The organism is Xanthomonas chitinilytica (genome assembly GCF_026107455.2).
Lineage (GTDB): Bacteria > Pseudomonadota > Gammaproteobacteria > Xanthomonadales > Xanthomonadaceae > Stenotrophomonas > Stenotrophomonas chitinilytica.
In genome coordinates this window covers 1-26,207 of the sequence record NZ_JAPCHY010000018.1, presented here as the reverse complement: position 1 = coordinate 26,207, position 26,207 = coordinate 1, and the positions used below count along the sequence as shown (strand labels likewise).

Annotated in this window: 28 protein-coding genes and 1 pseudogene; 16 read left to right on the top strand and 13 right to left on the bottom strand. The window is 70.4% G+C overall.

The features are described 5' to 3' along the window. Positions 1–61 precede the first annotated feature (61 nt). Positions 62–308, bottom strand: a pseudogene (locus OK345_RS16515) (SDR family oxidoreductase); the annotation flags it as partial. On the opposite strand from OK345_RS16515, the gene OK345_RS16510 reads away from it, so the two are divergent. Both OK345_RS16510 and OK345_RS16505 read left to right on the top strand, forming a co-directional pair. Continuing rightward, complete coding sequence (locus OK345_RS16510; RefSeq protein WP_265129141.1) at positions 274–477, top strand: hypothetical protein; 204 nt, start codon at positions 274–276, stop codon at positions 475–477. The pseudogene OK345_RS16515 and the gene OK345_RS16510 overlap by 35 nt on opposite strands. A 376-nt stretch (positions 478–853) precedes the next feature. Beyond that, the gene (locus OK345_RS16505) at positions 854–1,075 is read left to right on the top strand and encodes a CsbD family protein (RefSeq protein ID WP_265129102.1); all 222 of its coding nucleotides are present in this window, start codon (positions 854–856) and stop codon (positions 1,073–1,075) included. 72 nt (positions 1,076–1,147) lie between these two features. On the opposite strand, the gene OK345_RS16500 is transcribed toward OK345_RS16505, so the two are convergent. Continuing rightward, a complete protein-coding gene (locus OK345_RS16500; protein WP_265129101.1) occupies positions 1,148–1,936 on the bottom strand; it encodes a hypothetical protein in 789 nt (262 codons plus the stop codon). A gap of 108 nt (positions 1,937–2,044) precedes the next feature. Here OK345_RS16500 and OK345_RS16495 point away from each other — a divergent pair, with 108 nt between their 5' ends. The 8 genes from OK345_RS16495 to rarD all read left to right on the top strand — a co-directional run bounded on the left by OK345_RS16495 (position 2,045) and on the right by rarD (position 10,085). Further along, positions 2,045–3,331, top strand: coding sequence for a tryptophan--tRNA ligase (locus tag OK345_RS16495; protein WP_265129100.1), 1,287 nt, complete (start codon positions 2,045–2,047; stop codon positions 3,329–3,331). A 102-nt stretch (positions 3,332–3,433) separates the two neighbouring features. Further along, positions 3,434–3,730: a hypothetical protein gene (locus OK345_RS16490; RefSeq protein ID WP_265129099.1), complete on the top strand. Its 297-nt coding sequence runs from the start codon at positions 3,434–3,436 to the stop codon at positions 3,728–3,730. 93 nt (positions 3,731–3,823) lie between these two features. Continuing rightward, a complete protein-coding gene (locus tag OK345_RS16485) occupies positions 3,824–4,759 on the top strand; it encodes an MBL fold metallo-hydrolase (protein ID WP_265129098.1) in 936 nt (311 codons plus the stop codon). A 289-nt stretch (positions 4,760–5,048) separates the two neighbouring features. After that, on the top strand, positions 5,049–6,110 hold the full coding sequence (locus OK345_RS16480) for a DUF4344 domain-containing metallopeptidase (protein ID WP_265129097.1): 1,062 nt from the start codon (positions 5,049–5,051) through the stop codon (positions 6,108–6,110). A gap of 60 nt (positions 6,111–6,170) precedes the next feature. Beyond that, positions 6,171–7,823, top strand: a complete 1,653-nt coding sequence (locus OK345_RS16475) for a M28 family metallopeptidase (RefSeq protein ID WP_265129140.1) — start codon at positions 6,171–6,173, stop codon at positions 7,821–7,823. A 27-nt stretch (positions 7,824–7,850) separates the two neighbouring features. After that, positions 7,851–8,183: a DMT family transporter gene (locus OK345_RS16470; RefSeq protein WP_265129096.1), complete on the top strand. Its 333-nt coding sequence runs from the start codon at positions 7,851–7,853 to the stop codon at positions 8,181–8,183. A gap of 100 nt (positions 8,184–8,283) precedes the next feature. Continuing rightward, entirely contained in the window at positions 8,284–9,183 is a 900-nt protein-coding gene (gene yedA, locus OK345_RS16465) for a drug/metabolite exporter YedA (protein ID WP_265129095.1), read from the top strand. After that, entirely contained in the window at positions 9,180–10,085 is a 906-nt protein-coding gene (gene rarD, locus OK345_RS16460) for an EamA family transporter RarD (protein WP_265129094.1), read from the top strand. Before yedA ends, rarD begins: the two co-directional genes overlap by 4 nt. Before the next feature lie 83 nt (positions 10,086–10,168). On the opposite strand, the gene OK345_RS16455 is transcribed toward rarD, so the two are convergent. The 5 genes from OK345_RS16455 to OK345_RS16435 all read right to left on the bottom strand — a co-directional run bounded on the left by OK345_RS16455 (position 10,169) and on the right by OK345_RS16435 (position 17,200). After that, positions 10,169–11,254, bottom strand: a complete 1,086-nt coding sequence (locus tag OK345_RS16455; RefSeq protein WP_265129093.1) for an alpha/beta fold hydrolase — start codon at positions 11,252–11,254, stop codon at positions 10,169–10,171. Between the two features lie 659 nt (positions 11,255–11,913). Next, positions 11,914–13,227 carry an ABC transporter permease gene (locus OK345_RS16450; RefSeq protein WP_265129092.1) on the bottom strand — a complete coding sequence of 438 codons (1,314 nt, stop codon included), beginning with the start codon at positions 13,225–13,227 and terminating at the stop codon, positions 11,914–11,916. Positions 13,228–13,248: 21 nt separating this feature from the next. Continuing rightward, positions 13,249–14,409, bottom strand: coding sequence for an ABC transporter permease (locus OK345_RS16445; protein WP_265129091.1), 1,161 nt, complete (start codon positions 14,407–14,409; stop codon positions 13,249–13,251). Between the two features lie 14 nt (positions 14,410–14,423). Further along, positions 14,424–15,113: an ABC transporter ATP-binding protein gene (locus OK345_RS16440; RefSeq protein ID WP_265129090.1), complete on the bottom strand. Its 690-nt coding sequence runs from the start codon at positions 15,111–15,113 to the stop codon at positions 14,424–14,426. A gap of 845 nt (positions 15,114–15,958) precedes the next feature. Further along, the gene (locus OK345_RS16435; RefSeq protein WP_265129089.1) at positions 15,959–17,200 is read right to left on the bottom strand and encodes an efflux RND transporter periplasmic adaptor subunit; all 1,242 of its coding nucleotides are present in this window, start codon (positions 17,198–17,200) and stop codon (positions 15,959–15,961) included. Positions 17,201–17,439: 239 nt separating this feature from the next. On the opposite strand from OK345_RS16435, the gene OK345_RS16430 reads away from it, so the two are divergent. The 5 genes from OK345_RS16430 (at position 17,440) to OK345_RS16410 (ending at position 21,637) form a co-directional block, all read left to right on the top strand. Then, the gene (locus OK345_RS16430; protein ID WP_265129088.1) at positions 17,440–18,363 is read left to right on the top strand and encodes an ABC transporter ATP-binding protein; all 924 of its coding nucleotides are present in this window, start codon (positions 17,440–17,442) and stop codon (positions 18,361–18,363) included. After that, complete coding sequence (locus tag OK345_RS16425) at positions 18,363–19,157, top strand: ABC transporter permease (protein WP_265129087.1); 795 nt, start codon at positions 18,363–18,365, stop codon at positions 19,155–19,157. The genes OK345_RS16430 and OK345_RS16425 overlap by 1 nt, the downstream gene beginning before the upstream one ends. Before the next feature lie 35 nt (positions 19,158–19,192). Next, a complete protein-coding gene (locus OK345_RS16420) occupies positions 19,193–20,431 on the top strand; it encodes a sensor histidine kinase (protein ID WP_265129086.1) in 1,239 nt (412 codons plus the stop codon). Further along, the gene (locus OK345_RS16415; RefSeq protein WP_265129085.1) at positions 20,428–21,030 is read left to right on the top strand and encodes a response regulator transcription factor; all 603 of its coding nucleotides are present in this window, start codon (positions 20,428–20,430) and stop codon (positions 21,028–21,030) included. The genes OK345_RS16420 and OK345_RS16415 overlap by 4 nt, the downstream gene beginning before the upstream one ends. Before the next feature lie 70 nt (positions 21,031–21,100). Further along, complete coding sequence (locus OK345_RS16410; RefSeq protein WP_265129084.1) at positions 21,101–21,637, top strand: hypothetical protein; 537 nt, start codon at positions 21,101–21,103, stop codon at positions 21,635–21,637. A gap of 146 nt (positions 21,638–21,783) precedes the next feature. On the opposite strand, the gene OK345_RS16405 is transcribed toward OK345_RS16410, so the two are convergent. The 5 genes from OK345_RS16405 to OK345_RS16385 all read right to left on the bottom strand — a co-directional run bounded on the left by OK345_RS16405 (position 21,784) and on the right by OK345_RS16385 (position 25,413). Next, positions 21,784–22,131, bottom strand: coding sequence for a TfoX/Sxy family protein (locus tag OK345_RS16405; RefSeq protein ID WP_265129083.1), 348 nt, complete (start codon positions 22,129–22,131; stop codon positions 21,784–21,786). Between the two features lie 86 nt (positions 22,132–22,217). Then, positions 22,218–22,508: a hypothetical protein gene (locus OK345_RS16400; protein ID WP_265129082.1), complete on the bottom strand. Its 291-nt coding sequence runs from the start codon at positions 22,506–22,508 to the stop codon at positions 22,218–22,220. Between the two features lie 96 nt (positions 22,509–22,604). Beyond that, a complete protein-coding gene (locus OK345_RS16395) occupies positions 22,605–23,000 on the bottom strand; it encodes a hypothetical protein (protein ID WP_265129081.1) in 396 nt (131 codons plus the stop codon). Between the two features lie 201 nt (positions 23,001–23,201). Continuing rightward, on the bottom strand, positions 23,202–23,975 hold the full coding sequence (locus OK345_RS16390; protein WP_265129080.1) for an SDR family NAD(P)-dependent oxidoreductase: 774 nt from the start codon (positions 23,973–23,975) through the stop codon (positions 23,202–23,204). Positions 23,976–24,006: 31 nt separating this feature from the next. Then, positions 24,007–25,413, bottom strand: a complete 1,407-nt coding sequence (locus tag OK345_RS16385) for an aldehyde dehydrogenase (protein WP_265129139.1) — start codon at positions 25,411–25,413, stop codon at positions 24,007–24,009. Here OK345_RS16385 and OK345_RS16380 point away from each other — a divergent pair. Then, positions 25,302–25,781, top strand: coding sequence for a TonB-dependent receptor domain-containing protein (locus OK345_RS16380; RefSeq protein WP_265129079.1), 480 nt, complete (start codon positions 25,302–25,304; stop codon positions 25,779–25,781). The two genes, OK345_RS16385 and OK345_RS16380, sit on opposite strands and share 112 nt — an antisense overlap. Positions 25,782–26,083: 302 nt before the next feature. Here the strand turns inward: OK345_RS16380 and OK345_RS16375 are convergent. Then, a partial coding sequence (locus OK345_RS16375) for an integrase core domain-containing protein (protein WP_265129138.1) occupies positions 26,084–26,207 on the bottom strand: 124 nt, incomplete at its 5' end.

Sequence of the window (26,207 nt, the reverse complement as noted above, 5' to 3'; positions counted from 1 at the left end):
GTGAGTCGCGAGCTTTTCGAGCGGCAACAAGGGCACCCGGGAACGCGCCGAAAACGCCGCGTCAGCGCATGTGCGGGCGGCCGTTGACCGGATAGTCCGCACCGGTCGAGAGGCCGCCTCGTCCGCGGCCAGCCACGCGCACAACCCGGCCACGTCCTCCGGCCGGCCCAGGCGCCGCAGCGGCACCGAGGCGAGGCGTTCGAGCACGTCCGGCGGAAAGCCGCTGATCGCCTGGCGGGCGATGCAGCCGGCGAGATCGAGATGGTGTTGACGGTGCCCCCGCGCACGGCCTGTTTCGCGGCCGGCGCGTGGCGACGTGCAGCGCTACCCGGCGCAGGGCGAGGCGCTCGCCTGCGCATCCACGTCACCGTCGACGGCGAGGTGTTCGCCGCGATCACCGCCGACTCCCAGCGCCTGCATCCCGGCAGCGAGGTGATGTGCGAGGACGTCATCACCCCGGACCTGCATGCGCGCTAGCTGCGCGACCGCCACGGCCCCGATTCGCCGGACCTGCCGATCCCGCGCGGCCCCGGCCTGCTGGTGCCAGCCGGATGCGTTCAAGCGCAAGCGTCGCCGGTTCCTGGAAGCCTGGCGCGGCGGCGCGCAGGTCGGTTGCGTCGGCTGCGGTGAGTGCCGGATCGTGGCGTGTGCAACCCGATGGTTCAGGCTCGGGAAGCTGCCCGGTAGGCCGGAAGACCGCTCTCTCCCTGCGCTGCGCCTGCTCCGTGCCGCGATGGCGGATGCATAACCGTTCAACGAGGTGAGCATCGCCTGACGAACGCTTGACCGCTTGCGCACGCGCGTTGTCGCAGGCTGTCGTGGCGGCGGATTTGCCGCCATGAGGAGCAACGAGATGAACAAAGACATCATTTCCGGCAAGTGGTCCCAGCTCAAGGGCAAGGCGCAGGCCAAGTGGGGCGACCTGACCGACGACGACTTCAAGGTCGCCGAGGGCAATGCCGAATACCTCTCCGGGCGCCTGCAGGAACGCTATGGCTGGGCGCGTGACCGCGCCGAGACCGAGGTGCGCCATTTCGAGAAGGCGCTGCGCGAGGAGTACCCGGACTACAAGTAAGCGCCCCTGGCGTTTGCGCCGGCATGCGATGCAACGGGCCGCTCTGCGGCCCGTTGCGTTTGGGCGCCGCGGTCAGCGCCGGCGCGGCGGCGGATCGGCGACGAAGCCGGACGGAAACGCCTGCGGTGCGGACGGCCGCCAGCGCGGCAGCACGCCGAGCGCGACCAGGCGAGATTCGTCGTCGTAGCGCACTTCGACGAGCTGGGCGGGACGGTCGCTGGCGCGGTCGAACGTGGTGGCGGAGGACGCGGACCATTCGCGCTCGCCATGGCCGGTGCCCAGCTGCTGGCGGTCCCGGGCCTTGGCCGTGGGAGATACGTCGGCGGCGCTTTCCATCGCCGCCCGCGACGCCGGCGCCGGCGGCGCGGACGGATGGGCGATCGCCGGGCGCGGCGTGGGCAGCGCCACCCGGGGTTTCTCGCGGAATACCGCCGCGCCGATCACGCCGACGTTGGCCGGGCGCCCGGTGCGGCTGGCGTAGCTGTCGCCATGGTCGGTGAACACGAACTGCGCGACCTCGGCGTGCGACTTGCGCCAGCCGGTGATCTCGCTGGTCTGCCAGGGTTCGAGCACGTAGCCGGCCTGCTGCGGCGAGGCGGTGGCGCCGGTGATGGCGTTGACGCCATCCACCGACAGCACCACCAGCACCCGTTGCGCGCTGTGGTTGCGCAGGCGCACGGCATAGCGATGGCCGGGAGCGCCGGCCACCCAGCGCTGGCCGCGGTGCAGGTGCTGGGGCAGGTCGTGGCCGCTGTCGCGGTCGATCACCGACAGCGACACCGGGCCGTCGGCGGGAGCGGCGGCGGAGCGGAATCCGCACAGCAGCAGGAGGGGCAGCAGGCAGGCGAGCAGGCGTGACATGGCGGGAGCTCCAGGTTGGGGGCCGACATGCAAACGCCCGGCGGCGGCCAACGGGGTTTGCCGCGCGGGGGTAAACTGGCGCGGTTCAACTGCCCGTCACTTTCCTGCATGACTACCCGCGTCCTCACCGGCATCACCCCCTCCGGCACTCCCCACCTGGGCAACTACGTCGGCGCCATCCGCCCGGCCATCGCCGCCAGCCAGGCCTCGGACATCGAGAGCTTCTTCTTCCTGGCCGACCTGCACAGCCTGATCAAGGCGCAGGAACCGGAGCGGACCCAGCGCTCGACCCTGGAGATCGCCGCCAGCTGGCTGGCGTGCGGGCTGGATCCGGACAAGGTGTGGTTCTACCGGCAGAGCGACATTCCCGAGACCACCGAGCTGATGTGGTTCCTGACCGTGGTCGCCAGCAAGGGCATCCTCAACCGCGCCCATGCCTACAAGGCGGCGGTGGACAAGAACCGCGAGGAGCAGCTGGACGACGATGCCGGCGTCAGCGCCGGGCTGTTCATGTACCCGGTGCTGATGGCCGCCGACATCCTGATCTTCAAGGCCAACCGGGTGCCGGTGGGCCGCGACCAGATCCAGCACATCGAGATGGCGCGCGATTTCGGCCAGCGCTTCAACCATGTCTACGGCAGGGAATATTTCCCGCTGCCGGAGGTGGTGATCGACGAGCAGGTCGCCACCCTGGCCGGGCTGGACGGCCGCAAGATGAGCAAGAGCTACGGCAACACCATCCCGCTGTTCGCCCCGCGCGAGGAGCTCAAGAAGCTGGTGTTCTCGATCCTCACCGATTCGCGCGCGCCCGGCGAGCCGAAGGACACGGAAGGCTCGGCGCTGTTCCAGATGTACCAGGCGTTCGCCACACCGGAGCAGACCGCCGCGTTCGCCCGGGCGTTCGCCGACGGCATCGGCTGGGGCGAGGCCAAGCAGCAGCTGTTCGAGCGCATCGATGCCGAGTTGTCGCCGCTGCGCGCGCGCTACGAGGCGCTGATGGCCGAGCCGGAGAAGATCGAGGCGATCCTGCGCAGGCGCGGCCAGCAGCTGCGCGAACAGTTCGCGATCCCGCTGCTGAAGGAGCTGCGCCACGCCGTGGGCCTGCGCGACCTGTCGCATGCCGGTGATGCAGCCAAACCCGCCGCTGCCGCCAAGGCGGCATTGCCGCTGTTCAAGCAGTACCGCGAGAAGGACGGCCGCTTCTACTTCAAGCTGCTCGACGGCGAAGGCCAGCTGCTGATCCAGAGCGAGGGCTTCGATTCGCCGCGCGATGCCGGCCAGCTGATCGCGGTGCTCAAGCAGACCGAACAGGGGGATGCGCTGCAGAGCGAACTGTTCAAGCTGGAAGCCGGGGTCGACGCGGTGCTGGCGGCATTGCAGGCGCTGCGCGAATAGGGCAGGGAGCGATGCAGGAGCGACAGGCCTGCCGGAAAGCCCCGGTCGCGACTGACGTCGCTCCTGCATGTTGCGGCACGAGTATCCCCGAAGGAGCCCGCGATGGCCTGGTTGTCGCTGCTGCTGTTCCTGCCCTGGTTCGCATTGCTGGGCAGCCTGTACTGGTGGTTCCCGCGGCAGCCGCGCCACCGCGCGCGGCGCGCGTTCGACGCCGCGGTGCTGGCGCTGGCCCTGCTGGCCAGCATCGGCGCCATGCACTGGGGCTACGCCGCCGGCATGGCCGATCCGCAGGCCGGCGCGATCTGGCGGCAGGTGCTGGCGGTGCTGTATGCCTACGGCGCGTTCCTGGCGGTGATGATGCTGGCGCTGATGCTGCGGATGCGGCTGCTGCGCGGCTGAGCCGGCGGCGGGAGATGCCTGCGACCAAAGCCGCATCGAAGCGGTGGCGGCGACGCGGCTAGGATGGAGGTCCGCCCGTTCCGGACCGAGCGCATGACGCCAGGCGACCCCAGCATCCATGTCATCGACACCGCGTTCCAGCGCGAGCAGTTCGATGCCGCCTACCTGATCGTCGAGAACGGCCGCGGCGCCTTCGTCGACTGCGGCACCAGCCAGGCGGTGCCGCGCATGCTGGCCGCGCTGGACGTGGCCGGTCTGGCGCCGGCCGACATCGATTGGCTGATCCTCACCCACGTGCACCTGGACCACGCCGGCGGTGCCGGCGCGCTGATGCAGCACCTGCCCGGTGCGCGCCTGCTGGTGCACCCGCGCGGGGCGCCGCACATGATCGATCCCGAGCGCCTGATCGCCGGCGCCACCGCGGTCTACGGCGAGGCGGAGATGGCGCGCAGCTACGGCGAGATCGTGCCGGTGCCGGCGGCGCGGGTGGTGGTGGCCGAGGACGGCCACCGGCTGTCGCTGGCCGGCCGCGAACTGCTGTGCATCGACACCCCCGGCCATGCCCGCCACCACCTGTGCGTGTGGGACGCGCGCAGCCGCGGCTGGTTCAGTGGCGACACCTTCGGCCTGTCCTACCGCGAGCTGGACAGCGAGCGCGGCGCCTTCGTCGTTCCCACTTCCTCGCCGGTGCAGTTCGAGCCGGAGGCGATGCGCGCCTCGATCGCGCGGATGCTGTCCTACCGCCCCGAGTCGATGTACCTGACCCACTACGGCCGCGTCGGCGAGGTGGAGCGACTGGCCGCCGACCTGGACGAGCAGATCGTGGCGATGACCGCCATCGCCCGCAGCTGCGCCGACCGCCCCGACCGCCATCGCGGCCTGGTCGCGGCGCTGACCGCGCTGTATCTCGAACGCGCCCGCGCGCACGGCTGCCGGCTCGACGATGCCGCGGTCGAGCGGGTACTGGCCACCGACATCGAACTCAATGCGCAGGGCCTGGGCTGCTGGCTGGACCGCGACCGGCGCTGAGCCCGGGCCGTCGCGCCCGCGCGGCGTGCTTGTCCTCTGCGACCGCGATGCCGGTCGCGAAACCCGGCTGAGCGCCGGCGCGGGCGTGGTGCGCGCGGACTGTCCTGCGCTTCGTCGGCCGTGGCATCATCTGCCCGCTTCCCGTGCCCATCGGCGTCCGGCCCATCATCGATCGGCCGGCGTCCGGCCGGGCGGGAACCGGGGGCAGGATCGCGGAGTGCCGGATGCTTGAGCCGGGTGGATGCCCGGCGTCGGCAAGGATGTTGGACAGGACCAGGGAGGAGCAGGGATGAAGTCCAAGGTGGTGGTGACGTTGTTGCTGGTGGCGCTGATGGTGGTCAGCGGCGTGGCGGCGGGATTGGGATATGTGCTGTGGCAGGGCCGCCAACCGGTCGCGGCGACGGTAGCCCAGGTCGAGCCCGAGCCGGTCGAGATCGAGCCGGAGCCCGAACCCGAGCCGGAACCGGAACCCGAGGCAGTAGCGGTCGAGGAGCCGGTCAGGCGCGAGGACCTGCCCACCGGGCCGCGTTTCGAATACGAGTACGTCCGGCCGCGCAGCAGCGAACTGTCGGAGGTGTACAGCTTCAGCAGGGACGTGGACATCCTCCAGCGGCTCAACGAGGTCAACTCGCTCGACGGCATCCTGATGCTGCCCAGGCCGCTGCGCCTGCTGGCCGCCGAATGCGGCCAGGTCAACGCGTACTACGCGCCGGACCGCGGCGAGGTGGTGCTGTGCTACGAGATGGTGGACTACCTGACCAAGCTGGGCGCCCAGCTGGGCACCGACGAGGAGGGCACGCTGGACCGCGACTACATGGTGCGTTTCCTGCTGGCCAACCTGCGCTTCATCATGCTGCATGAGACCGGGCACGCGCTGGTGGACCAGCTGCAGCTGGACATCACCGGCCGCGAGGAGGACGCGGTGGACCAGCTGGCGACCACGATGATGCTGACCTTCATCGACCCCAACGAGTCCGAGTCGGAGATGGCCGGCAACCTGATGCTGGCGGGCAGCTTCTTCCTGGTGAACAGCAGCGACGAGGGGTACCGCCTCTCGCATTACGCGGACGAGCATTCGCTGGGAGAGCAGCGTTACTTCAACCTGATGTGCATGCTCTATGGCGCCAATCCCGGGCGTTACCTGCGCGTCGTGACCAGTGGCCGCCTGCCCGAGGCGCGGGCGCTGCGTTGCCCGGACGAGAGCAAGCGCATCACCCGTTCCTGGTCGCGCACGTTGCTGCCGCATTTCGCCCCGCGCTATCGCATCAGCGGCGAGGAGGCGCAGCGGATCCACGACGAGGCGGTCAGCAAGCGCCAGGAGAACGCACCGGCGCCGTACGTGCGGCAGTGAGGGGCAGGGCGAAGCGGTAAGATCGCCGGATCACTCCCACCGGTATCTGCCGTGAACCCGATGCGCATGCTGCTGTTGTCCTCCTGCCTGTTCGTGGGCGGCATCGCCTGCGCGGCCAACGACCTGCCCGGCGGCGGCATCGATCCCGAAGCGCTGTCGCGCCATGTGCGCATCCTCGCCTCGGACGAGTTCGAAGGCCGCGCCCCGGCCACGCCGGGCGAGCAGCGCACGGTCGATTACCTGGTCGGGGAATTCCGCAAATCCGGCCTGCAGCCCGGCGGCAGCGACGGCGGCTGGGTGCAGCCGGTGCCGCTGGTGCGGGCGCAGGTGGACGGGCCGGTGACGGCGTCGCTGCAGGCCGGCGGCCAGGCGCGCACGCTGGTCAACGGCGAGGACGTGACCCTGCAGAGCCTGCGGCCGCAGCAACGGGTGGCGCTGGAGCAGGCGCCGCTGGTATTCGTCGGCTATGGCATCGACGCGCCCGAGCGCGGCTGGAACGACTACAAGGACGTCGACCTGCGCGGCAAGGTCATGGTGGTGCTGATCAACGACGCCGATTTCGAGAGCGACCAGCCCGGTGCGTTCGACGGCCGGGCGGTGACCTACTACGGCCGCTGGACCTACAAGTTCGAGGAAGCCGCGCGCCGCGGCGCCGCCGGCGTGCTGATCGTGCACGAAACCGCGCCGGCGGCCTACGGCTGGGCCACGGTCAAGAGTTCGGGACTGTCGCCGTTGTTCGACATCGAGCGCGACGAGGCCGACGCGCTGGCGCAGCACGTGCCGGTGCGCGGCTGGATGCAGCGGGCGCTGGCCGAGTCGATCTTCGCCGGCGCCGGGCTCGATTTCGAGGCGGAGAAGCGCAAGGCGCAGCGGGCCGATTTCCGGCCGCTGGCGCTGGGCGACGCCACGCTGTCGGTGGACTTCGCGCTCAAGCGCGAGCGGGTGGTGACCCGCAACGTGGTGGCCAGGCTGCCCGGCGGCGCGCATGCCGACGAGGCGGTGATCTTCTCCGCGCACTGGGACGCGTTCGGCATCGGCCAGCCCGACGAGCGCGGCGACCGCATCCGCCGCGGCGCCATCGACAACGCCACCGGCGTGGCCTCGGTGCTGGAACTGGCGCGGGTGTTCGCCGCCGGCCCGCAACCGCAGCGCACGCTGTACTTCGTCGCGCTCACCGCCGAGGAGAAGGGCCTGCTCGGCGCCAGCTACTACGCCGCGCATCCGCTGGCGCCGCTGGAGAAGACCGCCGCGGTGCTCAACATCGAGATGTTCAGCCCGGACGGGCCGACCCGCGACATCGCCTCCTGGGGCAAGGGCCGGGTGTCGCTGGAAGGCGACCTGGAGCGCGTGGCCAAGGCGCGCGGCCGCGCCTATTCGCCCGACCCGAACCTGGAGGCCGGCTTCTTCTACCGTGCCGACCACTTCGCCTTCGCCCGCCTCGGGGTGCCGGCGATCACCATCGGTCCCGGCCTGGACAGGCGCGACGGCGGCGTGGCCGCCGGCCGCGCGCTGCGCGAGAAGTACTTCGCCGACTGCTACCACCAGCCCTGCGACGCGTGGACGCCCAGCTGGGACCCGGCCGGGCATGCCGCCGACACCCTGCTGGTCTACGACCTGGGCGCGGAGCTGGCCAACAGCCGGCGCTGGCCGCACTGGGAGGAGGATTCGGAGTTCCGCGCGGCACGCGAACGCAGCGAGGCGGCGCGCCGCTGAGCCGGCCGCCGCCGCGGAGGAAAGGCCATGTCGCACTGGTGGTATCTGGCGATCGCGGTGATCGCCGAGGTGGTGGGCACCTCGTTCCTGAAGAGCGCCGCCGGCTTCACCCGGCTGTGGCCGTCGCTGGCGGTGGCGGTCTGTTACGCGCTGGCGTTCTATTGCCTGTCGCTGGCGTTGCGCACGCTGCCGGTGGGAATCGCCTACGCGGTCTGGGCCGGCGCCGGCATCGTGCTGATCGCATTGATCGGCCTGCTCGCGTTCGGGCAACGGCTGGACCTGCCCGCGCTGGCCGGCATCGGCCTGATCGTCGCCGGGGGGGTGGTGATCAACCTGTTCTCGGCCAGCGTGCGGCACTGACCGCGGCCGGCCGGCGGGTGCAACCGGGCGTTCCACCGGTGCGGCGGCGGCCGCTCGCGCTCCTGTCCTAGAATTGCCGCACTCCCTGTCGGTCGATCCCATGCCTGCTCCCGTTTCCGCTTCGGCTGCCCCTCGTGGCGGCCTTGTCGTCGTCGCCCTGCTGCTGGTCTACGTGGTCTGGGGCTCCACCTACCTGGGCATCCGCTTCGCGCTGGAAAGCGGGCTGCCGCCGCTGTCGGTGATTTCCGGGCTGCGCTTCGTCGTGGCCGGTGCGGTGCTGTACGCGGTGCTGCGCTGGCGCGGGGTGGCGCCGCCGACCCGCGCGCAGTGGCCGACGCTGGCGGTGATGGGACTGGCGCTGCTGTTCCTGGGCAACGGCATGGTGGTGCTGGCCGAGCGCGACGTGTCCTCCGGGCTGGCGGCGGTGGCGGTGGCCTCGGTGCCGCTGTGGATGGCGCTGTTCTCCGCCTTCCGCGGGCAGCGCGTGGGCCGCGGCGAATGGCTGGGCATCGCCATCGGCTTCGCCGGCGTGCTGTGGCTCAACGCCGGCAGCAGCCTGACCGCCACCCCGCGCGGGCTGGTGTTCCTGCTGATCGCGCCGATCGGCTGGGCGGCCGGTTCGATCTGGTCGCGCGGGCGCGACCTGCCGTCGCCGTTCATGACCGCGGCCGGGCAGATGCTGTGCGGCGGCGCGCTGCTGATGACGGCCGGACTGCTCGGCGGCGAGCGCCTGCACGGCTTGCCGTCGCTGCAGGGCGTGCTGGCGGTGGGCTACCTGTGCGTGTTCGGCTCGATCGTCGCCTTCACCGCCTACGTCTGGTTGCTGCACAACGTGCGCCCGGTGCTGGCCAGCAGCTACGCCTACGTCAATCCGGTGATCGCCGTGGCCTTGGGCGCGTGGCTGGCCGGCGAGCGCTTCGGCGCCAGCGACCTCGGCGCGATGGCGGTGATCCTGGCCGGCGTGGTGGTCATCACCCTGGCGCGGGTACGGCGCGGATGAGCGACCCTGCGCTGGAGCAACGCAACGGCCTGCTGGCGGCCACGCTGGCGTTCGTCATATGGGGGCTGTTCCCGCTGTACTGGCACCTGCTCAAAGCGGTGCCGTCGCTGCAGGTGATCGCCCACCGCGTCGTCTGGAGCGCGGTGCTGCTGATCGGCTGGCTGGTGCTGCGCCAGGGCTGGGGCTGGCTGCGGGAGATCTTCGCGCGGCCGCGCAGCTTCTGGCTGCTGGGCCTGTCCAGCGCGCTGATCGCCGGCAACTGGGGGCTGTACATCTGGGCGGTCAACGCCGGCCACGTGGTCGAGACCAGCCTGGGCTACTTCATCAACCCGCTGTTGAGCGTGCTGCTGGGGGTGGCGGTGCTGGGCGAGCGGCTGGGCCGGCTGCAGTGGCTGGCGGTGGCGCTGGCCGCTGCCGGCGTGGCCTGGCTGACCTGGCAGGGCGGGCGGCTGCCGTGGATCGCGATCGGGCTGTCGATCAGCTTCGGCCTGTACGGCCTGTTGCGCAAACTGGTGGCGGTGGAAGCGGTGGCCGGGCTGGGCGTGGAAAGCCTGTTCATGGTGCTGCCGGCGCTGGGCTTCGTGCTGTGGTCCGAATCCGGCCACGGCGGCGGCTTCCTCTCCGGCTGGGGATGGCGCGCCGACCTGCTGTTGATCGTGGCCGGCGCGGTCAGCGCGATCCCGCTGATCGCCTTCGCCTACGGCGTGCGCCGGGTGCCGCTGAGCGTGGTCGGGTTGCTGCAGTACATCGCCCCGACGCTGCAGTTCCTGGTCGGCGTGCTGGTGTTCCGCGAACCGTTCGGTGCCGGGCAGCTGCTCGGTTTCGGCCTGATCTGGGCCGGGCTGGTGGTGTTCGCGGTGGCCGGGATGCGCGCGGCGGCGAAAGCGCGCAGGCGGACATGATGCGGGAGCGGCTGCAACCGTAGGAGCGACGTGAGTCGCGACGAGGCTTCCCCGATAACCCCTCGTCGCGACTCACGTCGCTCCTACACCGCTCCTGCGGCGGGGGCGGTGGGCATCGGGCAATGCGCCTCGTCGCTGCCCGCCTGCGCCAGCCAGCTGTCGATCACGCCGGACAGGCGGTCCAGCCGCAGCGGCAGGGTCAGGTGGTCCTCGCCTTCCAGTTCCAGGTAGCGGGCGCGCGGCGCGGCGGCGGCCAGCGCGCGGCCCTGCGCGACCGGGATGTGCGCATCGTCGCGGCCATGCAGCAGCAATACGCAGGCCGGCACCTGCGCCAGCGCCTGGGCGACGTCCACGCGGTCCAGGTCGAGGCCGAGCCGGCGGTCGGCATCGGCGATGGCCGCGTCCAGCCCGCTGCCGCCGTACTGCCAGCGCGCCAGCGGCAGCGCCAGGTAATCGCCCAGGCGCTCGGGCGGCTTGGAGAGCAGGTGCGGCACCATGGTGCGGATGGCGTGGCCGGCGTTGTCGAACGACTCCATCGCCACCACGCTGCGCAGCCGCGGGCCCAGCTCGCGCGCGGCGAAGATGGCGGTGGCCGCGCCGTAGGACACGCCCAGCAGGTGCACCGGTCCGTCGATCTCGCCGGCGGCGCCGAGTGCATGCAACACCGCCGCCACGTCCTCGCCCTCGCGGGTGCCGTAGCCGGACGGCGCCTGCCCGGAGCGGCCGTGGTTGCGCAGGTCCAGGGCGATGGTGCGGTAGCCGCCCTGCGCCAGCTGCAGCGCCCACGGCAGCAGCGAGCCGCCATCCATCATCCAGCCGTGCAGCAGGATCACCGTGCCGCGTGGCGCGGGCGCGGTGGCAGTGGGGGCGTTGGCGTCCAGCGCGAACTCGGGGAAGCGCTCGCCCTTGCCGAGGTAGCGGTAATCCAGCCGGTAGTCGCCCGGATCGAAGGCGACCCAGTGCAGCGCCACGCCGTCGCTGCCGGGTGCCGTGCCCTGGCGGTGCGGCAGGCGTGCCAGCAGCGCGTCGATGCGCGCGCTCGGCACCAGCGGCGAGGTGCCGCCGGGCGCGGCCAGGCGTGCGCCGAGCGAGAGCGGCGGCATCGACGGGGACAGGGCGAAGCCGGCCAGCATCACGCAGATGCCGGCCAGCGCCAGTGCGCGGAGCATGGCGGGGATCCGTTCGGGAAAGCCGGTCACCTTAGCGCCCGCGCCGGCGCGGCTCTAGCGCACGGAGATGACAGTGGTATGACCGTTGTGGTGTGTTCCGGGAAGGCCGGGCTGCGGAGGCAGCGCCGCCGGTGCGTTCCAGGCGGTCGATGCAGCAGATGGCCCGGTTGCCGGAGAACCCGCCGATCGCGGGTACCGGTGCGGCTGGAGCGGTCCGCTACGGCCGATGCGTTGGCCCTCGCTGTGGCGGTAGGCGTGGCCGATGTTCCGGTCCCGGCAAGCGCGAGCCGGTATCGGGCACGCCTTCCAGGCCCCCGGCCGTCGCGCCTGGCGGCAGTTCGCCGCTGCGATGCGCGTACCGCAGGGACGGGTCCGGCGGTTGAACGCGCCGGCGGCCGATGGCGGCCCCGGATCGTTGTCGCTGGAGACCGGGTAGCGCGGCGCATGCGCGGACAGCGGTACGCCAGGCTGCGATGGAATCGCCATCGCCGTGGCGAACGAGGCGGAGGCCGCAGCGAAAGGTTGCGGCAACGGCGATGCAGGCGCCCGCGCCGTCGCCTACCGAGGTGCGGCCGCGCAGGGAACAGCGGATGGCCGCGTGCCTCCGCGCGGAAGCGACCCGCACCCGGCCGGGATGCGGGTCGCGATGACGGCGCGGCTCAGGTCTCGCGCAGCGCCGTGGTGATCGGCAGCCGCGCCGCGCGCAGCGCCGGGAACAGGCCGCCGACCAGGCCGATGCCCAGCGCCCACTTCAGCCCGCTCCACAGCAGTTCCGGGGTGACCTTGAACTGGAACACCACCTGGCTGAAGTTGGCGCCCAGCGTGGCCGCGCTGTAGCCGTTGAACACCAGCCAGGCGACCAGCCCGCCGAGCACCCCGCCCAGCAGCGCCAGCATCATCGTCTCCAGCATCACCGAGGTCACCACCGGCACGCCGCGGAAGCCGAGCGCGCGCATGGTGGCGATCTCGCGCGCACGGCCGGCCACCGCCGCGTACATGGTGTTGAGCGCGCCGAACACCGCGCCGATCGCCATGATCGTGCCGATCACCGTGCCGAGGATGCGGATCAGCTTGGTCAGGCCTTCGGACTGCTTGGCGAAGTAGTCGCGGGTGCTCAGCACGTCCAGCTTCAGCCGCGGGTCGCTTTCCATCGCCGCCTTGAAACCGTCGAACGCCTGTGGGCCCTCCAGGCGCACGGTCACCGACTGGTAGGCGTTGCGCCGGTAGGCCGAGCTCAGCGTCTCGATGTCGGTCCACAGTTCCGAGTCGTGTGCGTCGCCGGAGGCGAACGTGCCGACCACGGTCCATTCGTCGCTGCCCAGCCGTACCGGCTTGCCGATCTCCAGGCCGCGGTACTGGCCCATGGCGCCCTGGCCGACGACCAGTTCGCGCAGTCCGGGGTTGAACTTGCGGCCCTCGACGATGCGGATGTTGGGACGGATCTCCCAGGCCGCGTCGCTGACCCCGCGGAACTGCGCGTTGGCGTCCTCGCCGCTGCTGCGGGCGGGGAGGCTGACCACCTGCGACAGCTCGCCGGACGCGAACGGACGGCCCTGCGCGTCGCGCGCGATGCCGGGCAGGGCGGAGATCAGCGGCAACTGGTCGCGTGCGATCACCGAGTTGACCTCGGCCTGCGAGCCGCCGCGCAGGATGATGGCGGTGTCCTCGCTGCCGGTCTGCTGCAGCGTGGCCTGGAAGCCTTCGCCCATCGCCAGCATCGCCACCAGCACGCCGACCACGCCGGCGATGCCGACCACGATCACCGAGGAGGCGCCCCAGCGCTGCGGCAGGCTGGCGATGCCGATCCGCGCCGCGGCCAGCGCCAGGCGCCCGCTGCGGGCCAGTACCAGCCACAGGCCGAGCGCGAGCGCCAGCGCCAGCACCAGGTACCAGGGCAACGCGATCCAGATTCCCAGTCCGACGAGCAGCGTCAGTACCGAGACGATGTTCCACAACCATTGCTTGGTCTTCATGTCGTATTCCTCGTTCGGTACTCAGCGGCCGGCCAGCGCGTCGACGATCTTCAGCCGCATGGCGCGGATCGCCGGCAGCAGCCCGACCACCGTGCCGATCGCGACCATCAGCAGCAGGCCCAGCAGCCAGGTCTCGGCCTGCACGGTGGGCAGCTGGATGACGCCGCCACTGCCGGCGCTGAGCAGCGGGATCAGCAGCGCGGCGGTGCCCAGCCCGATCACCCCGCCCAGCACGATCAGCACGATCGCCTCGACCAGCACCAGCATCAGCACCGTGCGGTTGGTGAAGCCCAGCGTCTTGAGCACCGCCAGCTCGGGGATGCGCTCGCGCACCGCCTGGGCCATGGTGTTGCCGGTCAGCAGCAGCAGGGTGAAGAACACCGCGGCCATGATCGCGCTGACGATCAGGCCGATGTCGGCGAACTGCTTGATGAAGGCCTGGTTGAACGCCTGTTCGGTCTGGGTCTTGGTCTCGTTGGCCGAGTTGGCCGAGATCGCGTCGATCGCGCGCGACACCCGGTCGGCGTGCTCGGGGTTGTCCAGCGACACCACGTAGAAGCCGACCATCCCGCTCATGTAGGCGTTGGCCTCGTCGAAGTACTTCCAGTGGAAGTACAGCGCGGTTTCCTCGCCCTTGCGCTTGCTGTCGGCCACGCTGAAGGTGCCGCGCAAAGTGAGCGGCCAGCTGTTGCTGCCGTCCTTCTGCGGGAAGATGGTCGCCTCCAGCGGGATGGTGTCGCCGATCTTCCAGCCGAAGCGCTTGGCCAGCGATTCGCCGACCAGCGCGCCGGTGCGGTCGGCCTCGAACGCCTGCATCTGCTCCGGCGCGACCGCGTACTCCGGATACAGCTGCATGTAGCCCGGGCCGATCACGAAGTTGGGAAAGAAGTTCTTCGGGTCCTGGTAGATGCCGCCGAACCAGTTGCCGTAGGACACCGCGCGCACGCCGGGCACCGCGGCGATCTGCCGTTCCAGGCTCAGCGGCAGCATCTGGGTGATCGACAGGCGCGAGGCCACCACCAGGCGGTCGGCGCCGGCCACGCTGGCGCCGGCGTTGAACGCCACCCGCACCGAATCGAGCAGGCCGAACAGCAGGAACGCCGCCACCACCGACAGCAGGGTCAGCAGGGTGCGGGTCTTGCTGCGGAACAGCTGCGCCCATATCAGCGAGAAATACTTCATCGCCGCATCCTCCGTCAGTGGGCCGCTGGCGCGGTGGCCAGTTCGCCCTTGTCCAGGTGGATGGTGTGGTTGGCGTATTCGGCCGCCTTCGGGTCGTGGGTGACCATGATGATGGTCTTGCCATGCTCGCGGTTGAGCTGGCGCAGCAGCGCCAGCACTTCCTCGGCCGAATGCCGGTCCAGGTCGCCGGTGGGTTCGTCGCAGATCAGGAAGGTCGGGTCGGAGACGATCGCGCGGGCGATGGCCACGCGCTGCTGCTGGCCGCCGGACAGTTCGTTGGGGCGATGCGAGCGGCGGTCGGCCAGGCCGACCAGGGTCAGCGCGATCTCGGCGTTGCGCTTGCGCTGGGCGGCGCCCAGCCGGGTCAGCAGCAGCGGCAGTTCCACGTTCTTCTGCGCGGTCAGGGTCGGCATCAGGTTGTAGAACTGGAAGATGAAGCCGACATGGTGGCTGCGCCAGGTGGAGAGCTGGCCGGCGCTCATGCGGTCGATGCGCTCGCCCTCGATCTCGATCTCGCCGCCGCTGGGGGTATCCAGCCCGCCGATCAGGTTGAGCAGGGTGGTCTTGCCCGAGCCGGAAGGGCCCATCAGCGCGACGAAGTCGCCGCGCGCGATGTCCAGGTCGATGCCGTGCAGCACCTGCACTTTCTCCGGCCCGCGCTGGTAGGTCTTGGTGATGTTGCGGAGGGTGACGAGGGCGGTCATGGGTGTTCCTCTGCGATGTGATGCGGTGGGTGTCCGTCTTTCCGTTTCCCTGGCGCCCGGCGCCGGGGGAGTGATGCCGTAGCGGTGGCTCCGGCTGTTGCTGTTGCTTTCGCTATTGCAGTTGCTCTTGCGGTTGCTTTGGTTCTTGACTTCCCCAGCCGTAGAGCGAGCCGAGCACCGCAGCGGGGCAGGGGGCGAAGAGGCGCACGTGTTTGAGCGAAGCGAGTTGTGCGCCGTCCCCCTGGCCCGCGAGGGGCGCAGGGAACCGATGCGGCGCAGCCGCATCGGCTCGCGTCCGACCGTGCTTTCTTTTGGTTACTTTTCTTTGCACGAGCAAAGAAAAGTGACTCGCTCCCGCGGAGCGGGAGTGAAAGCCTTTGCTTTTGCTCTTCGAACCGGGCGCTCTCGAAACAAGAGAATCAGTTTGGAGGCCATTTAAAGAGCAACATCAAAAGCTTTCGTTCCCCATTCGGGGAGCGAGCTACTTTTCTTTGCTCGTGCAAAAAAGGTAGCCAAAAGAAGTGCTTTTCAACAGCCGAATGGCTGGTCAAGCACGCCCTGCCTCCGCGCCCTCCGTGCCTACGGCACTCCGGGTTCGCTCCGCCAGCGGGATTTTTCGACGCGGCATCCTGCCGCGGCGAAAAACGACATGCATCCATGCACGTCGCCCTTCGGGTTTTTCCCACTGGCTCCGCCGCTGTGGAAGGGAACCCGGAAAGGCAAAGGCAAAAGCACAAGCAACAGCAACAGCAACAGCAACAGCAAAATCCAAGGCAACCGCTTTACTGCTTTCTATGTGGTTCGCTGGGAGGCGACAGGCATCATCTGGCCCGACCTGCGCGGGATCACCGTTTCGCACTGCCGGCCGGCTTCACCTTGTCGCCATCCTTCAATGTCTCCGGCGGCCCGACCACCACCGTCTCACCGGCCGCCAGGCCCGACAGCACCTGGCGGTCGTTGCCCATCGCGATGCCGGTGCGCAACTCGCGCAGCTCCACCCGGTCATCGGAGGTCAACGCGAAAGCCAGGGTTTTCTGGTCACGCTGCACGATGGCCGCGCCCGGCACGCGCACGCCCTGCGGCTGCTCCTGTTCCTCCGCCTGCGTCTCCAGGAAGCTCACCCGCACGCCCATCTCCGGCACGATGCGCGGGTCCTTCTGCTTCAGCGCGATGCGCACCTTGACCGTGGCCTTGCCGCGGTCGGCGGTGGGGACGATGGCGATCACCTCGGCCGGGATCCGCCAGTCCGGGTAGGCGTTGAGGATCGCCTCAACCGGCATCTTCGGCTGCACCCGGCCGATGAACGCCTCGCCGACGTCGACCTCGATCTCCAGCGAATCCATGTCCACCAGGGTGCCGATGCCGGTGCGGGTGAAGCCGCCGCCAGCCGACAGCGGCGAAACGATCTCGCCCGGCTGTGCCGCCTTGGCGATGACCACGCCGGCGAACGGCGCGCGCACGATGTTGTTGTCCACGCCCAGGTCGGCGATCGCCAACTGGTCGCTGGCGACCGTGGCATGGCGCTGCGCGGTCGCCAGCTGCGCGCGCAGGGTGTCGCGCTGGGCGATGGCCTGGTCGTACTGCGAGCGCGACACCAGCTGCTGGCCGACCAGCGACTGCAGGCGCGTGGCCTCGGCCTCGGCCTGCTTGAGCTGGGCCTGCAGGCTGGCCAGCTGGCTGCGCGCGGCCGCCAGCTGCGAGGCCGACAGGCTGCGCTGCGCGTTGGCGTCGATCGGGTCGAGCGTGGCCATGACCTGCCCGGCCTCCATGCGCATGCCTTCCTCGATCATCACCTCGCGCACCTTGCCGGTGATCTTGGCCGACACCGTGGCCATGCGCCGCGCCACCACGTAGCCGCTGGCGTCGAGCACCGAACTGCTGGCGTTGCCCTGGCTGATCGCCACCACCGGCGCGGTGTTCACCTCCACCGGCTTGTCGCCGCCCAGCAGCGCCCATGCGCCGCCCACCAGCACCAGCAGCACGACCGCCGCCAGCACGATCCATGGCCAGCGCCGCGATGGCGGCGGGCCTTGCGGCGCCTTGCGGTCGATGCGGAGTTCCTTCAGCAGTTCGGCGGATGCATTCATGAGGAACGGGACGGCGCCTGTAGGGGAAATGTGACCGACGGTAACGGAATCCGCGCCGCAATTCCTGTCCTGGACACGGCGCGGCGGTCGGATCCGGGATCGGATCTGGGAACAGAGTCTAGGCAACGGGCTTCGCCTCCGCATGTGACGGCTGTCATCCGCTTGGGCTGACCGCCCGCACTGCCGCGACCTCGCCGGCACGCCTAACGTGGCGCCATTCCCGAACGAGGAGCTGCGGCATGAACGATCACCCGGAACAGGTACTGGCCCGCCTGCGCGGCGTGCGCAAGCGCTATGGCCGGCAGCTGGCGCTCGATGGTGTCGACCTGGAACTGCGCCAGGGACAGGTGCTGGCGCTGCTGGGACCGAACGGGGCCGGCAAGAGCACCGCCATCGGCCTGCTGCTGGGCCTGCTGCGCGCCGACGAGGGCGAGGTATCGCTGTTCGGCCAGGACCCGCAGCGGGTGCGGGCACGGCGCCGGATCGGCGTGATGCTGCAGGACGCCGCGCTGCCGGAGACGCTGCGCGTGGGCGAGCTGATCCGGTTGGCGGCCAGCTATTACCCGGCGCCGCGCACGGTGGAACAGAGCGCGGCGCTGGCCGGCGTGCAGGACCTGCTGCGGCGGCCGTATGGCCAGCTGTCCGGTGGCCAGCAACGGCGCGTACAGTTCGCCATCGCCCTGTGCGGGCGACCGCGGCTGCTGTTCCTGGACGAGCCCACCGTGGGCATGGACCTGCAGGCGCGGCAGCAGTTGTGGGCGGCGATCCGGATGCTGGTGGCCGAAGGCGATTCGGTGGTGCTGACCACCCATTACCTGGAAGAGGCCGAAGCGCTGGCCGACCGCGTCTGCGTGATGCTGCGCGGCCGGATCGTCAGCGACGGCAGCGTGGATGCGATGCGCGCGCGGGTCGCCACCCGGCAGGTGCGCTGCGCCAGCACGCTGGCGGCCGACGAGGTCGCCGGCTGGCCGGACGTGCGCGAGGCGCGGCGCGAGGGCGACTACCTGTGCGTGTCCTGCGACCCGGCCGAGCCGGTGGTGCGTCGCCTGCTGGATGCCGACCCGCGGCTCACGGCGCTCGAGGTGAAGGCCGCCGGCCTGGCCGAGGCGTTTTCCCAGATGACCCGCGACGCGGGTTGCGACTCCCTGCACGAGGCCGCCTGATGAACAACGCACTTCCCATCGTCCGTTCCCAGCCGTCGCCCGCCGCCATGCCGCGCGCGCGCATGCTGCGCGCCTACCTGCAGGAAGCCCGTGCCGAATGCCTGCGCTACCTGCGCAGCCCCAGCTTCCTGTTGCCGACGCTGCTGTTCCCGATGACGTTCTACCTGATGTTCGGCATCGTGCTGGGCACCCACAACGGCGCGGACGCACCGCGCTTCCTGCTGGCGGCCTACGCCACCTTCGGGGTGATGGCACCGGGCCTGTACGGCTTCGGCGTGTCGTTGGCGCTGGAACGCGAGAACGGCCTGCTGACCCTGAAGCGCGCGCTGCCGATGCCGCCGGCCGCGTACCTGCTGGGCAAGATGGCGATGACCCTGCTGGTGGCGGCGTCGATCGTCGTGCTGCTGATGGCGATGGCGGTGCGGTTGGCCGGCGTGCCGCTGGCGGCCGGACAGGCGCTGCACCTGGGGCTCGTATGCGTGCTGGGCGCGTTGCCGTTCTGCGCGCTGGGGTTGTTGCTGGGCACGCTGGTCAAGGGCCAGGGGGCGCCGGCGGCGATCAATCTGGTGTACCTGCCGATGGCGTTCCTGTCGGGGCTGTGGTTCCCGCTGTCGGTCCTGCCGCAGGCATTGCAGAAGCTGGCGCCGCTGTGGCCCAGCCACCACCTCAACCGGCTGGCGCTGGACGCGGTGGGGTTCGATACCGGCAGCCCGTGGCCGCACGTGCTGGCGCTGGCCGCGACGACGGTGCTGTGCGTGGCGGTCGCCAGCCACCGGCTGCGCCGGCATGGCTGATGGCATCATGGCGGGGCAACCTCCTGGGACATGACATGCACGTGAAGCACCGCCACCTTCCCGCATGGCTGTCGCCGGCGCCGGATTCGGCCGTAGCCGACACGATCAAGCTGGGAAAGTCCCCGTGGATCGATGCGGTCCACCTGCTGTGGACGATGTGGGTGTTCATCACCCCGATATTCGACCGCGGCCACAACATGACCTGGGTGCTGATCACGCTGTGGTCCTACCCGCTGTTCCTGGCGCTGTATGCCATGACCCTGATGGGGTCGCGGCGCAGCGCGCCGATCTTCGCGCTGGGGATGATCGTGCTGTCGATGGTGTTGCTGCGCGATTACCCGTCGGGCATCAGTTACTTCATCTTCGGCTGCGTGATGCTGCATACCAACCGCATCGTGCGCACGTCGCGGTACCTGCTGGAGCTGATCGCGCTCAATGCCGCCTTCGTGTCGCTGGCGACGTGGATCGGCTATCCGTGGCAGGCGCTGGCATGGATACCGGTGATCTCGGTGATCATCGGCATCATCGTCAACGTCGAACGCATCAGCAGCGAGAAGGACGCCGCGCTGCGCCTGTCCCATGACGAGGTGCGGCGGCTGGCCGCCACCGCCGAGCGCGAGCGCATCGGCCGCGACCTGCACGACCTGCTCGGGCACACGTTGTCGCTGATCGCGCTGAAGCTGGAGCTGTCGCGCAAGCTGTTCGAGCGCGACGCCGGCACCGCCCGGCGCGAACTGGAGGAAGCCGAACAGATCGCGCGCGAGGCGCTGGCGCAGGTGCGCAGCGCGGTGACCGGTTTCCGCGCCGCCAACCTCGCCGCTGAACTCGCCTCGGCACACCTGCTGCTGGAATCGTCGCGGGTGCATCTGCGCTACGAGCCACCGCCGCCGATGCCGGCCTGGATCGAATGCGGGCTGTCGCTGGTGCTGCGCGAGGCGGCCACCAACATCGCCCGCCACGCCCAGGCCAGCGAGGCAAGCATCGCGGTGGCCTGCGATGCCGAGGCGGTGCGGCTGGACATCCGCGACAACGGCTGCGGCGGCGTTACCGCCAACGGCAACGGACTCAACGGCATGCGCGAGCGCGTCGCCGCGCTGGGCGGATCGCTGCAGATCCACTCCCCGCGTGGCGGCGGCACCCACCTGCAGGTGCGCATCCCGCTGGGCCAGCAGCCGTCCGTGCCGGATGCCGCGGGAGGGGAATCGGCCGGTGCCGTACCGGCGCCGAAGGCGCGGTGCCGGCCGGCGTACCCGCTGCCGGAGGCGCGCGGATGATCCGCATCCTGCTGGCCGAGGACCAGGCGATGGTGCGCGGCGCGCTGTCGGCGCTGCTCAACCTGGAAACCGACCTGGAGGTGGTGGGCAGCGCCGCCGATGGCGAGGCCGCCTGGCGCGAGCTGCAGCGGCTCTCTCCCGACGTGCTGGTCACCGACATCGAGATGCCGGGACTGACCGGGCTGGAACTGGCGCAGCGCATCCAGCGCCACGGGCTGGCGGTCAGGGTGGTGATCGTCACCACCTTCGCCCGCAGCGGTTTCCTGCGCCGCGCGCTGGACGCCGGAGTGTCAGGCTACCTGCTCAAGGACGCACCGGCCGAAAAACTGGCCGAGGCGCTGCGCCAGGTGCAGCGCGGCGGTCGCGCGATCGACCCGCAGCTGGCGCTGGAAGCCTGGTCGGAAGCCGACCCGCTCAACGACCGCGAGCGCCAGGTGCTGCGGCTGGCCGGCGAGGGACGTTCGGCCAACGAGATCGCCGAGCAGCTGGGGCTGTCGCACGGCACCGTGCGCAACTACCTGTCTGAGTGCATCGGCAAGCTCGGCGTGGTCAACCGCATCGAGGCCTACCGGCTGGCGCGGCAGAAGGGTTGGCTGTAGCCATGCGCGCCTTGCCAGCGCCGGAACGTGTACGGACTGTTCGCATGCGAGGGGAGTCGGGAGCAGACCGATGCGCTGCGTTCCGCTGATCGCCCGCTGGCTGGTGCTGGCGACCAGCCTGGTCGTTGCTGTCGCTCACGCCACGCCAATCCCGCCGCTGGCCGCACGCTCGCTGGAAGGAACGCCGGTAGCGCTGCCCGCGGCCCTGCCCGAAGGGCCGGTACTGCTGGTCGTGGGTTTCACGCGGGCCTCGCGCGCGCAGACCGAGGCATGGTCGCGCCGGCTGGCGCGGGCCGATGCGGTGCCGACCGGCGTGGCCGTCTACCAGGTGGCGGTCATCGGCGACGTGCCCGCGCTGTTCCGCGGGGCGGTGGCCAAGGGCATCCGCCAGGGCGTGCCGACCGGCCTGCATGCGCGTTTCCTGCTCGTCGAGGAAGGCATCGAAGACTGGAAACGGCTGGCGCGCGTCGATGCCGCGGATGCCGCCTGCCTGGTGCTGCTGGATGCGCGGCGCCGGGTCGTCTGGCGCCATGCCGGCCCCGTCGGCGACACCGCATGGGCGGAACTGACGGCCGCTCTGGCGCGGCTCTCCGGCCCGCCGGGGTGACGCGCCCGAGATGACGCGATGCCGCCGTACGCGGCATGTTGGCCACGCTGTATCCGCTCCCGGATTTCGACCACGAGCCGTTCCGGTTCCGGAACCGGCAGCCGCGGCGGGTTCGCGAAGGCAGGTTCCCAGGGGCGCAGGCCCGCTCAACTCCCGCGCGTGCCGGAGCGCCTGCCGGCCTTCTTCGGCCTGGGCGCCGGCATGAGCGCGGCCGTCCGCAGGATCAGGTCGCGGATGGCATCGGAATCGTCCAGCAATTCGTCCGCCACGGGATAGTCCTTGGCGCCGGGGTAGGGCGGTCGCCGCGGCAGCCCGGGCGCCCGTTCCTCTGCCGCGGCCGACGGTTTGACGAACAGGCTGTTGTCGCAGGCGAAGGCGACCACCTTGCCATCGACGTAGAGGGCGTACTCGCCGAACATCTTCCGATGGGTGAGCCGGTCTCCGAGCGCGATCTGCTCGGCTATGTACTCGACGAAGTCCCGGTCGGTGGCCATGGGGTCGATGCGCTCCAACGTTGCCTGTCTGGTGTGGCGTGTCCTGTCCTGGGTGACGAACGCCCGGGTCAGGCCGCGCCGCGAAGCTAGAACTCGATCACGGTCGCGGTACCCGACAAATCGCCCGATAGCTGTTCGGCCAGGAACACCGCATCGGCAAGCGTCTCGTCGGGACCGTGGGATGCCGTGAGCATGAAGTATGGAGCGGATCCGTCACCGACGCACATGCTGTCGATTGCATCCTCGATCCATGCTGCATCCACACCGACAACACCGACGTACTTGACGCCTTCTTCGATCCACCCTGCAACCAGCGAGTCGAGCTCGGGCCGGTAGCCATGCAGGGAATGCAGAACAATCTTGCGGGGGGCTGTCATCGAGTTCCAACGTCCGGCTCACGCCACGCCGCGAAGCGGCGTCGGATTGAATGGGTTGTCGGACGACATCGACCTGGAAACCGTTGGGTCCGGATTTCATGTCCAGGAGGCCGTTCCGGGTTCGCTTGCGCCGTCCTGATCCTTCCGGAAACCGAGCTCGACGACGCTGCCGTCGAAGCCCAGGGTTTTCCTGCGGGAGTCCGCCAGCTTGATGCGTATGCGGTCGGCGAACAACGATACGCTCCTGGCGAGGCCGCTTCCTCCTTGCGACCGGCCGGTTCTTTCGAACCGGATTCCTGCTGTCGGCTCTTCCTCGCCGTCGTGGAAGCCGCAGACGATATGGAGCACGTCGCTCTCCCCGTATTTCTCCGAGGAGAATCCAGGGCTGGCCCATATTTCCCGATCCACCACGCCCGATTTCATGGAGTGGCAGGAGAATTCGTTCATGCGGTCCAACGCCCTGATGGGCGGCCCGCCCGCGTCGATCGTCACCCGCAATCCTCCCGGCGGCTACGGCACCGGAAAGGTGGTGCCCGTCGCCGATGCCCCTGCGTCGGCAGACGCAGGCGAAGGAGCATGCGAGCGCATGCGTCCCTGGACCCGAGGCGCGATTCTCCAGCTCTCGGCCGCAGGCCATCCATCGCGGCACCTCCTGGGGCATCGTCCGGGCCGCGGTGCGCGGCGGCCGCCCGCTCAGCGGCAGGTATAGCCGCCGTCCACCGGCAGCGCCACGCCGGTGACGTAGGACGCTTCGTCCGAGGCCAGCCACAGCGCGGCGTCGGCGACCTCGTGGGCCAGGCCGAAGCGCGCCATCGGGATCGCGGCCAGCAGCCTGCGCTCGTTGGCCGCGGTTTCCTCCGGGTCGCCGCTGCGGCCGACGAAACCCTGCTTCATCGGCGTCTCGGTCAGGCCCGGGCAGACCACGTTGACGCGGATGCCGTCGGCGGCGAAACGCTGCGCCGCCGACTTGGCGAAGCCGACCACCGCGAACTTGGCCGCCGAGTACACCGGGCTCATCATCGAGCCGACCAGCCCGGAGACCGAGGCGGTGAAGATCAGCGAACCGCCGCCGCGCGCGCGCATGTGCCGGGCGACCTCGCCGGCGGCCAGCACCGCTGAGGTGACGTTGAGGTCGATCGCGCGCCGGTACGCGTCCAGGTCCATGCCCTCGACCGTGGCCGGGCCGGGGATGCCGGCATGCGCCCACAGGATGTCGATGCCGCCCAGCCGCGCCGCGGCCTGGTGGATGCTGTCGCGCGCCTGCTCGGCCTGCGACAGGTCGGCGACGATGATCTCCAGCGGCGCGTGGCCGCGGCCGGCGACCTCGTCGGCCAGCGCCCGCAGCGCGTCGCCGTCGATGTCGATCGCGGCCACGCGCGCGCCCTCGCGGGCGAAGCGCAGCACGCCCTCGCGGCCCATGCCCGATGCGGCGGCGGTGACCACCGCCAGCTTGTTGTGCAGTCTCATGGCTTGCGTTCCTCGTGCGGAAAGAAGGGGGTCACTGCGCGTACGGATCGGGGAAGCGCCCGGTGGTGCTGACCACGGTGGTGCGCGTCTCCAGGTAGCCATCCAGGCCTTCCAGCCCGTTCTCGCGGCCCCAGCCGCTCTGCTTGAGTCCGCCGTAGGGCGTGGACCAGCGCAGGAAACGGTAGGTGTTGACCCAGACGATGCCGGCCTCGATCCGCGCGGCGACCCGGTGCGCGCGGCCGACGTCGCCGGTCCACAGGCCCGAGGCCAGGCCGTACTCGGTGGCGTTGGCCAGGGCGATGGCTTCCTCCTCGCCGTCGAACGGGATCAGCGCGGCCACCGGCCCGAAGATCTCCTCGCGCGCCACGCGCATGTCGTTGCGCACGTTGGCGAACACGGTGGGAGCGACGAAGTAGCCGTCGGCCAGCGCGCCGTCGCGCAGGCGGGTGCCGCCGGCGACCAGTTCGGCGCCTTCGCCGCGGGCGATGTCGACGTAGGACAGGGTCTTGTCCAGCTGCGCGGCGTGCGCCTGCGGGCCCATGTGCGTATCCGGGTCCAGCGGCATGCCCACGCGCACGCGCGCGGCGCGGCGGGCGAATTCCTCGACCACGCGCTGGTACACCGGGCGCTCGACCAGCACCCGCGAGCCCAGCGCGCAGCTCTGCCCGCACAGCGCCCAGGCCGAACCGGTGGCGGCATTGAGCGCCTGCTCCAGGTCGGCGTCGGCGAAGATGATGTGCGGCGCCTTGCCGCCCAGCTCGAAGCCGAAGCGCTTGAGGGTGTCGGCGCCGTTGCGCAGGATCGCCTTGGCGGTGGCGCCCTCGCCGGTGAAGCTGATCTTGTCCACGCCGGGATGGGCGACCAGCGCCGCGCCGACCTCCGGCCCGCCCGGGATCACGTTGACCACGCCCGGCGGGAAGCCGGCGGCCTCGACCAGTTTCGCCAGTTCCAGCGTGGTCACCGGGGTGTGCTCGGCCGGCTTGAGGATCACCGTGCAGCCGGCCGCCAGCGCCGGCGCCAGCTTCCAGATCGCCGACATCAACGGCACGTTCCACGGCGTGATCGCGGCGACCACGCCGACCGGCAGGCGCGAGGTGAAGGCATGCACGCTGTCGTCGAACGGGATCGTGCGCCCGGACAGCTTGTCGGCCAGCGAGGCGTACCAGTGCAACCACTGGTGGTGCGCACCCACGTCGAGCCGGCTCTCGCGTATGGCGCGGCCGTTGTCGCGGCTTTCCAGCTGCGCCAGTTGCGGCGCGTGCTGCTGGTAGAGCTCGGCCAGCCGGCGCAGCAGCGCGGCGCGCTCGTGGCCGGGCAGGCGCCGCCATGGACCGGCGAACGCCTCGCGCGCCGCGGCCACCGCCCGCTCCACGTCGCGCGGGCCGGCGAAGGCCACGCTGGCCCAGGGCCGGCCGCTGGACGGATCGATGCTCTCGATCCGCCCGCCGTCCAGCGGCGGCAGCCACTGGCCTGCGCGTTGGCGTGGTGCCGCAGCACCTGGCCTCGCTGTGGCTGGCCAAGTCGTTCTGGCTCAGCGACGACCTGAAGCTGCGGATCGCCGGCGGCGCCCGCTACACCGGCGACAAGTACGACACCTACATGCTCTACGAGACCGCGCCGGTCACCCTGTTCGACGCCATGGTCGGCCTGGAATACAGGAACTGGAACCTCTCGCTCAACGGCTCCAACATCACCGGCAAGGACTACATGGCCCATTGCACCCTGTACCAGCCGCAGTTGAACCAGGGCGGCTGCTATGCCGGTGCCCCGCGCATCGTCACCGCGACCTTGAGCTACCGTTTCTAGTGCGTGTCATCCATCGGGCAGCTTTCGCATGACGACGATCCTGATGGCCCCCGCCTCGTAGAGCGGAGCTCGCTCCGCTGCCCCGCTACCCGGAGCCGGGCAGCGGGGACGGAGCGGCCGAACTGCGCTCGGCTCCATGGGCCGGATGCGTCAAGAAGGCGCGTCGACGCTGCTCCGCTCAATTGATGACGCCCCACCGGACGTGCGCGCTTTACTCCACCTTACTTCCAGGAGCCGGAATGCCAGTCACCCCCCACGCCAGTCGCGACGCGCATACCCGCAGGTGCCGGGCCTTCTCGGGCCTAGTTGTGTAAACCCAGGACGTTGTTCAGCGGGAGCTGGAGGCGGCTGATGGGTGGCTGGTAGCCGAGGCTGGCATGAGGTCTGTGCCAGTTGTACTGGTGCAGCCAGCGCGGGAGTGCCAGC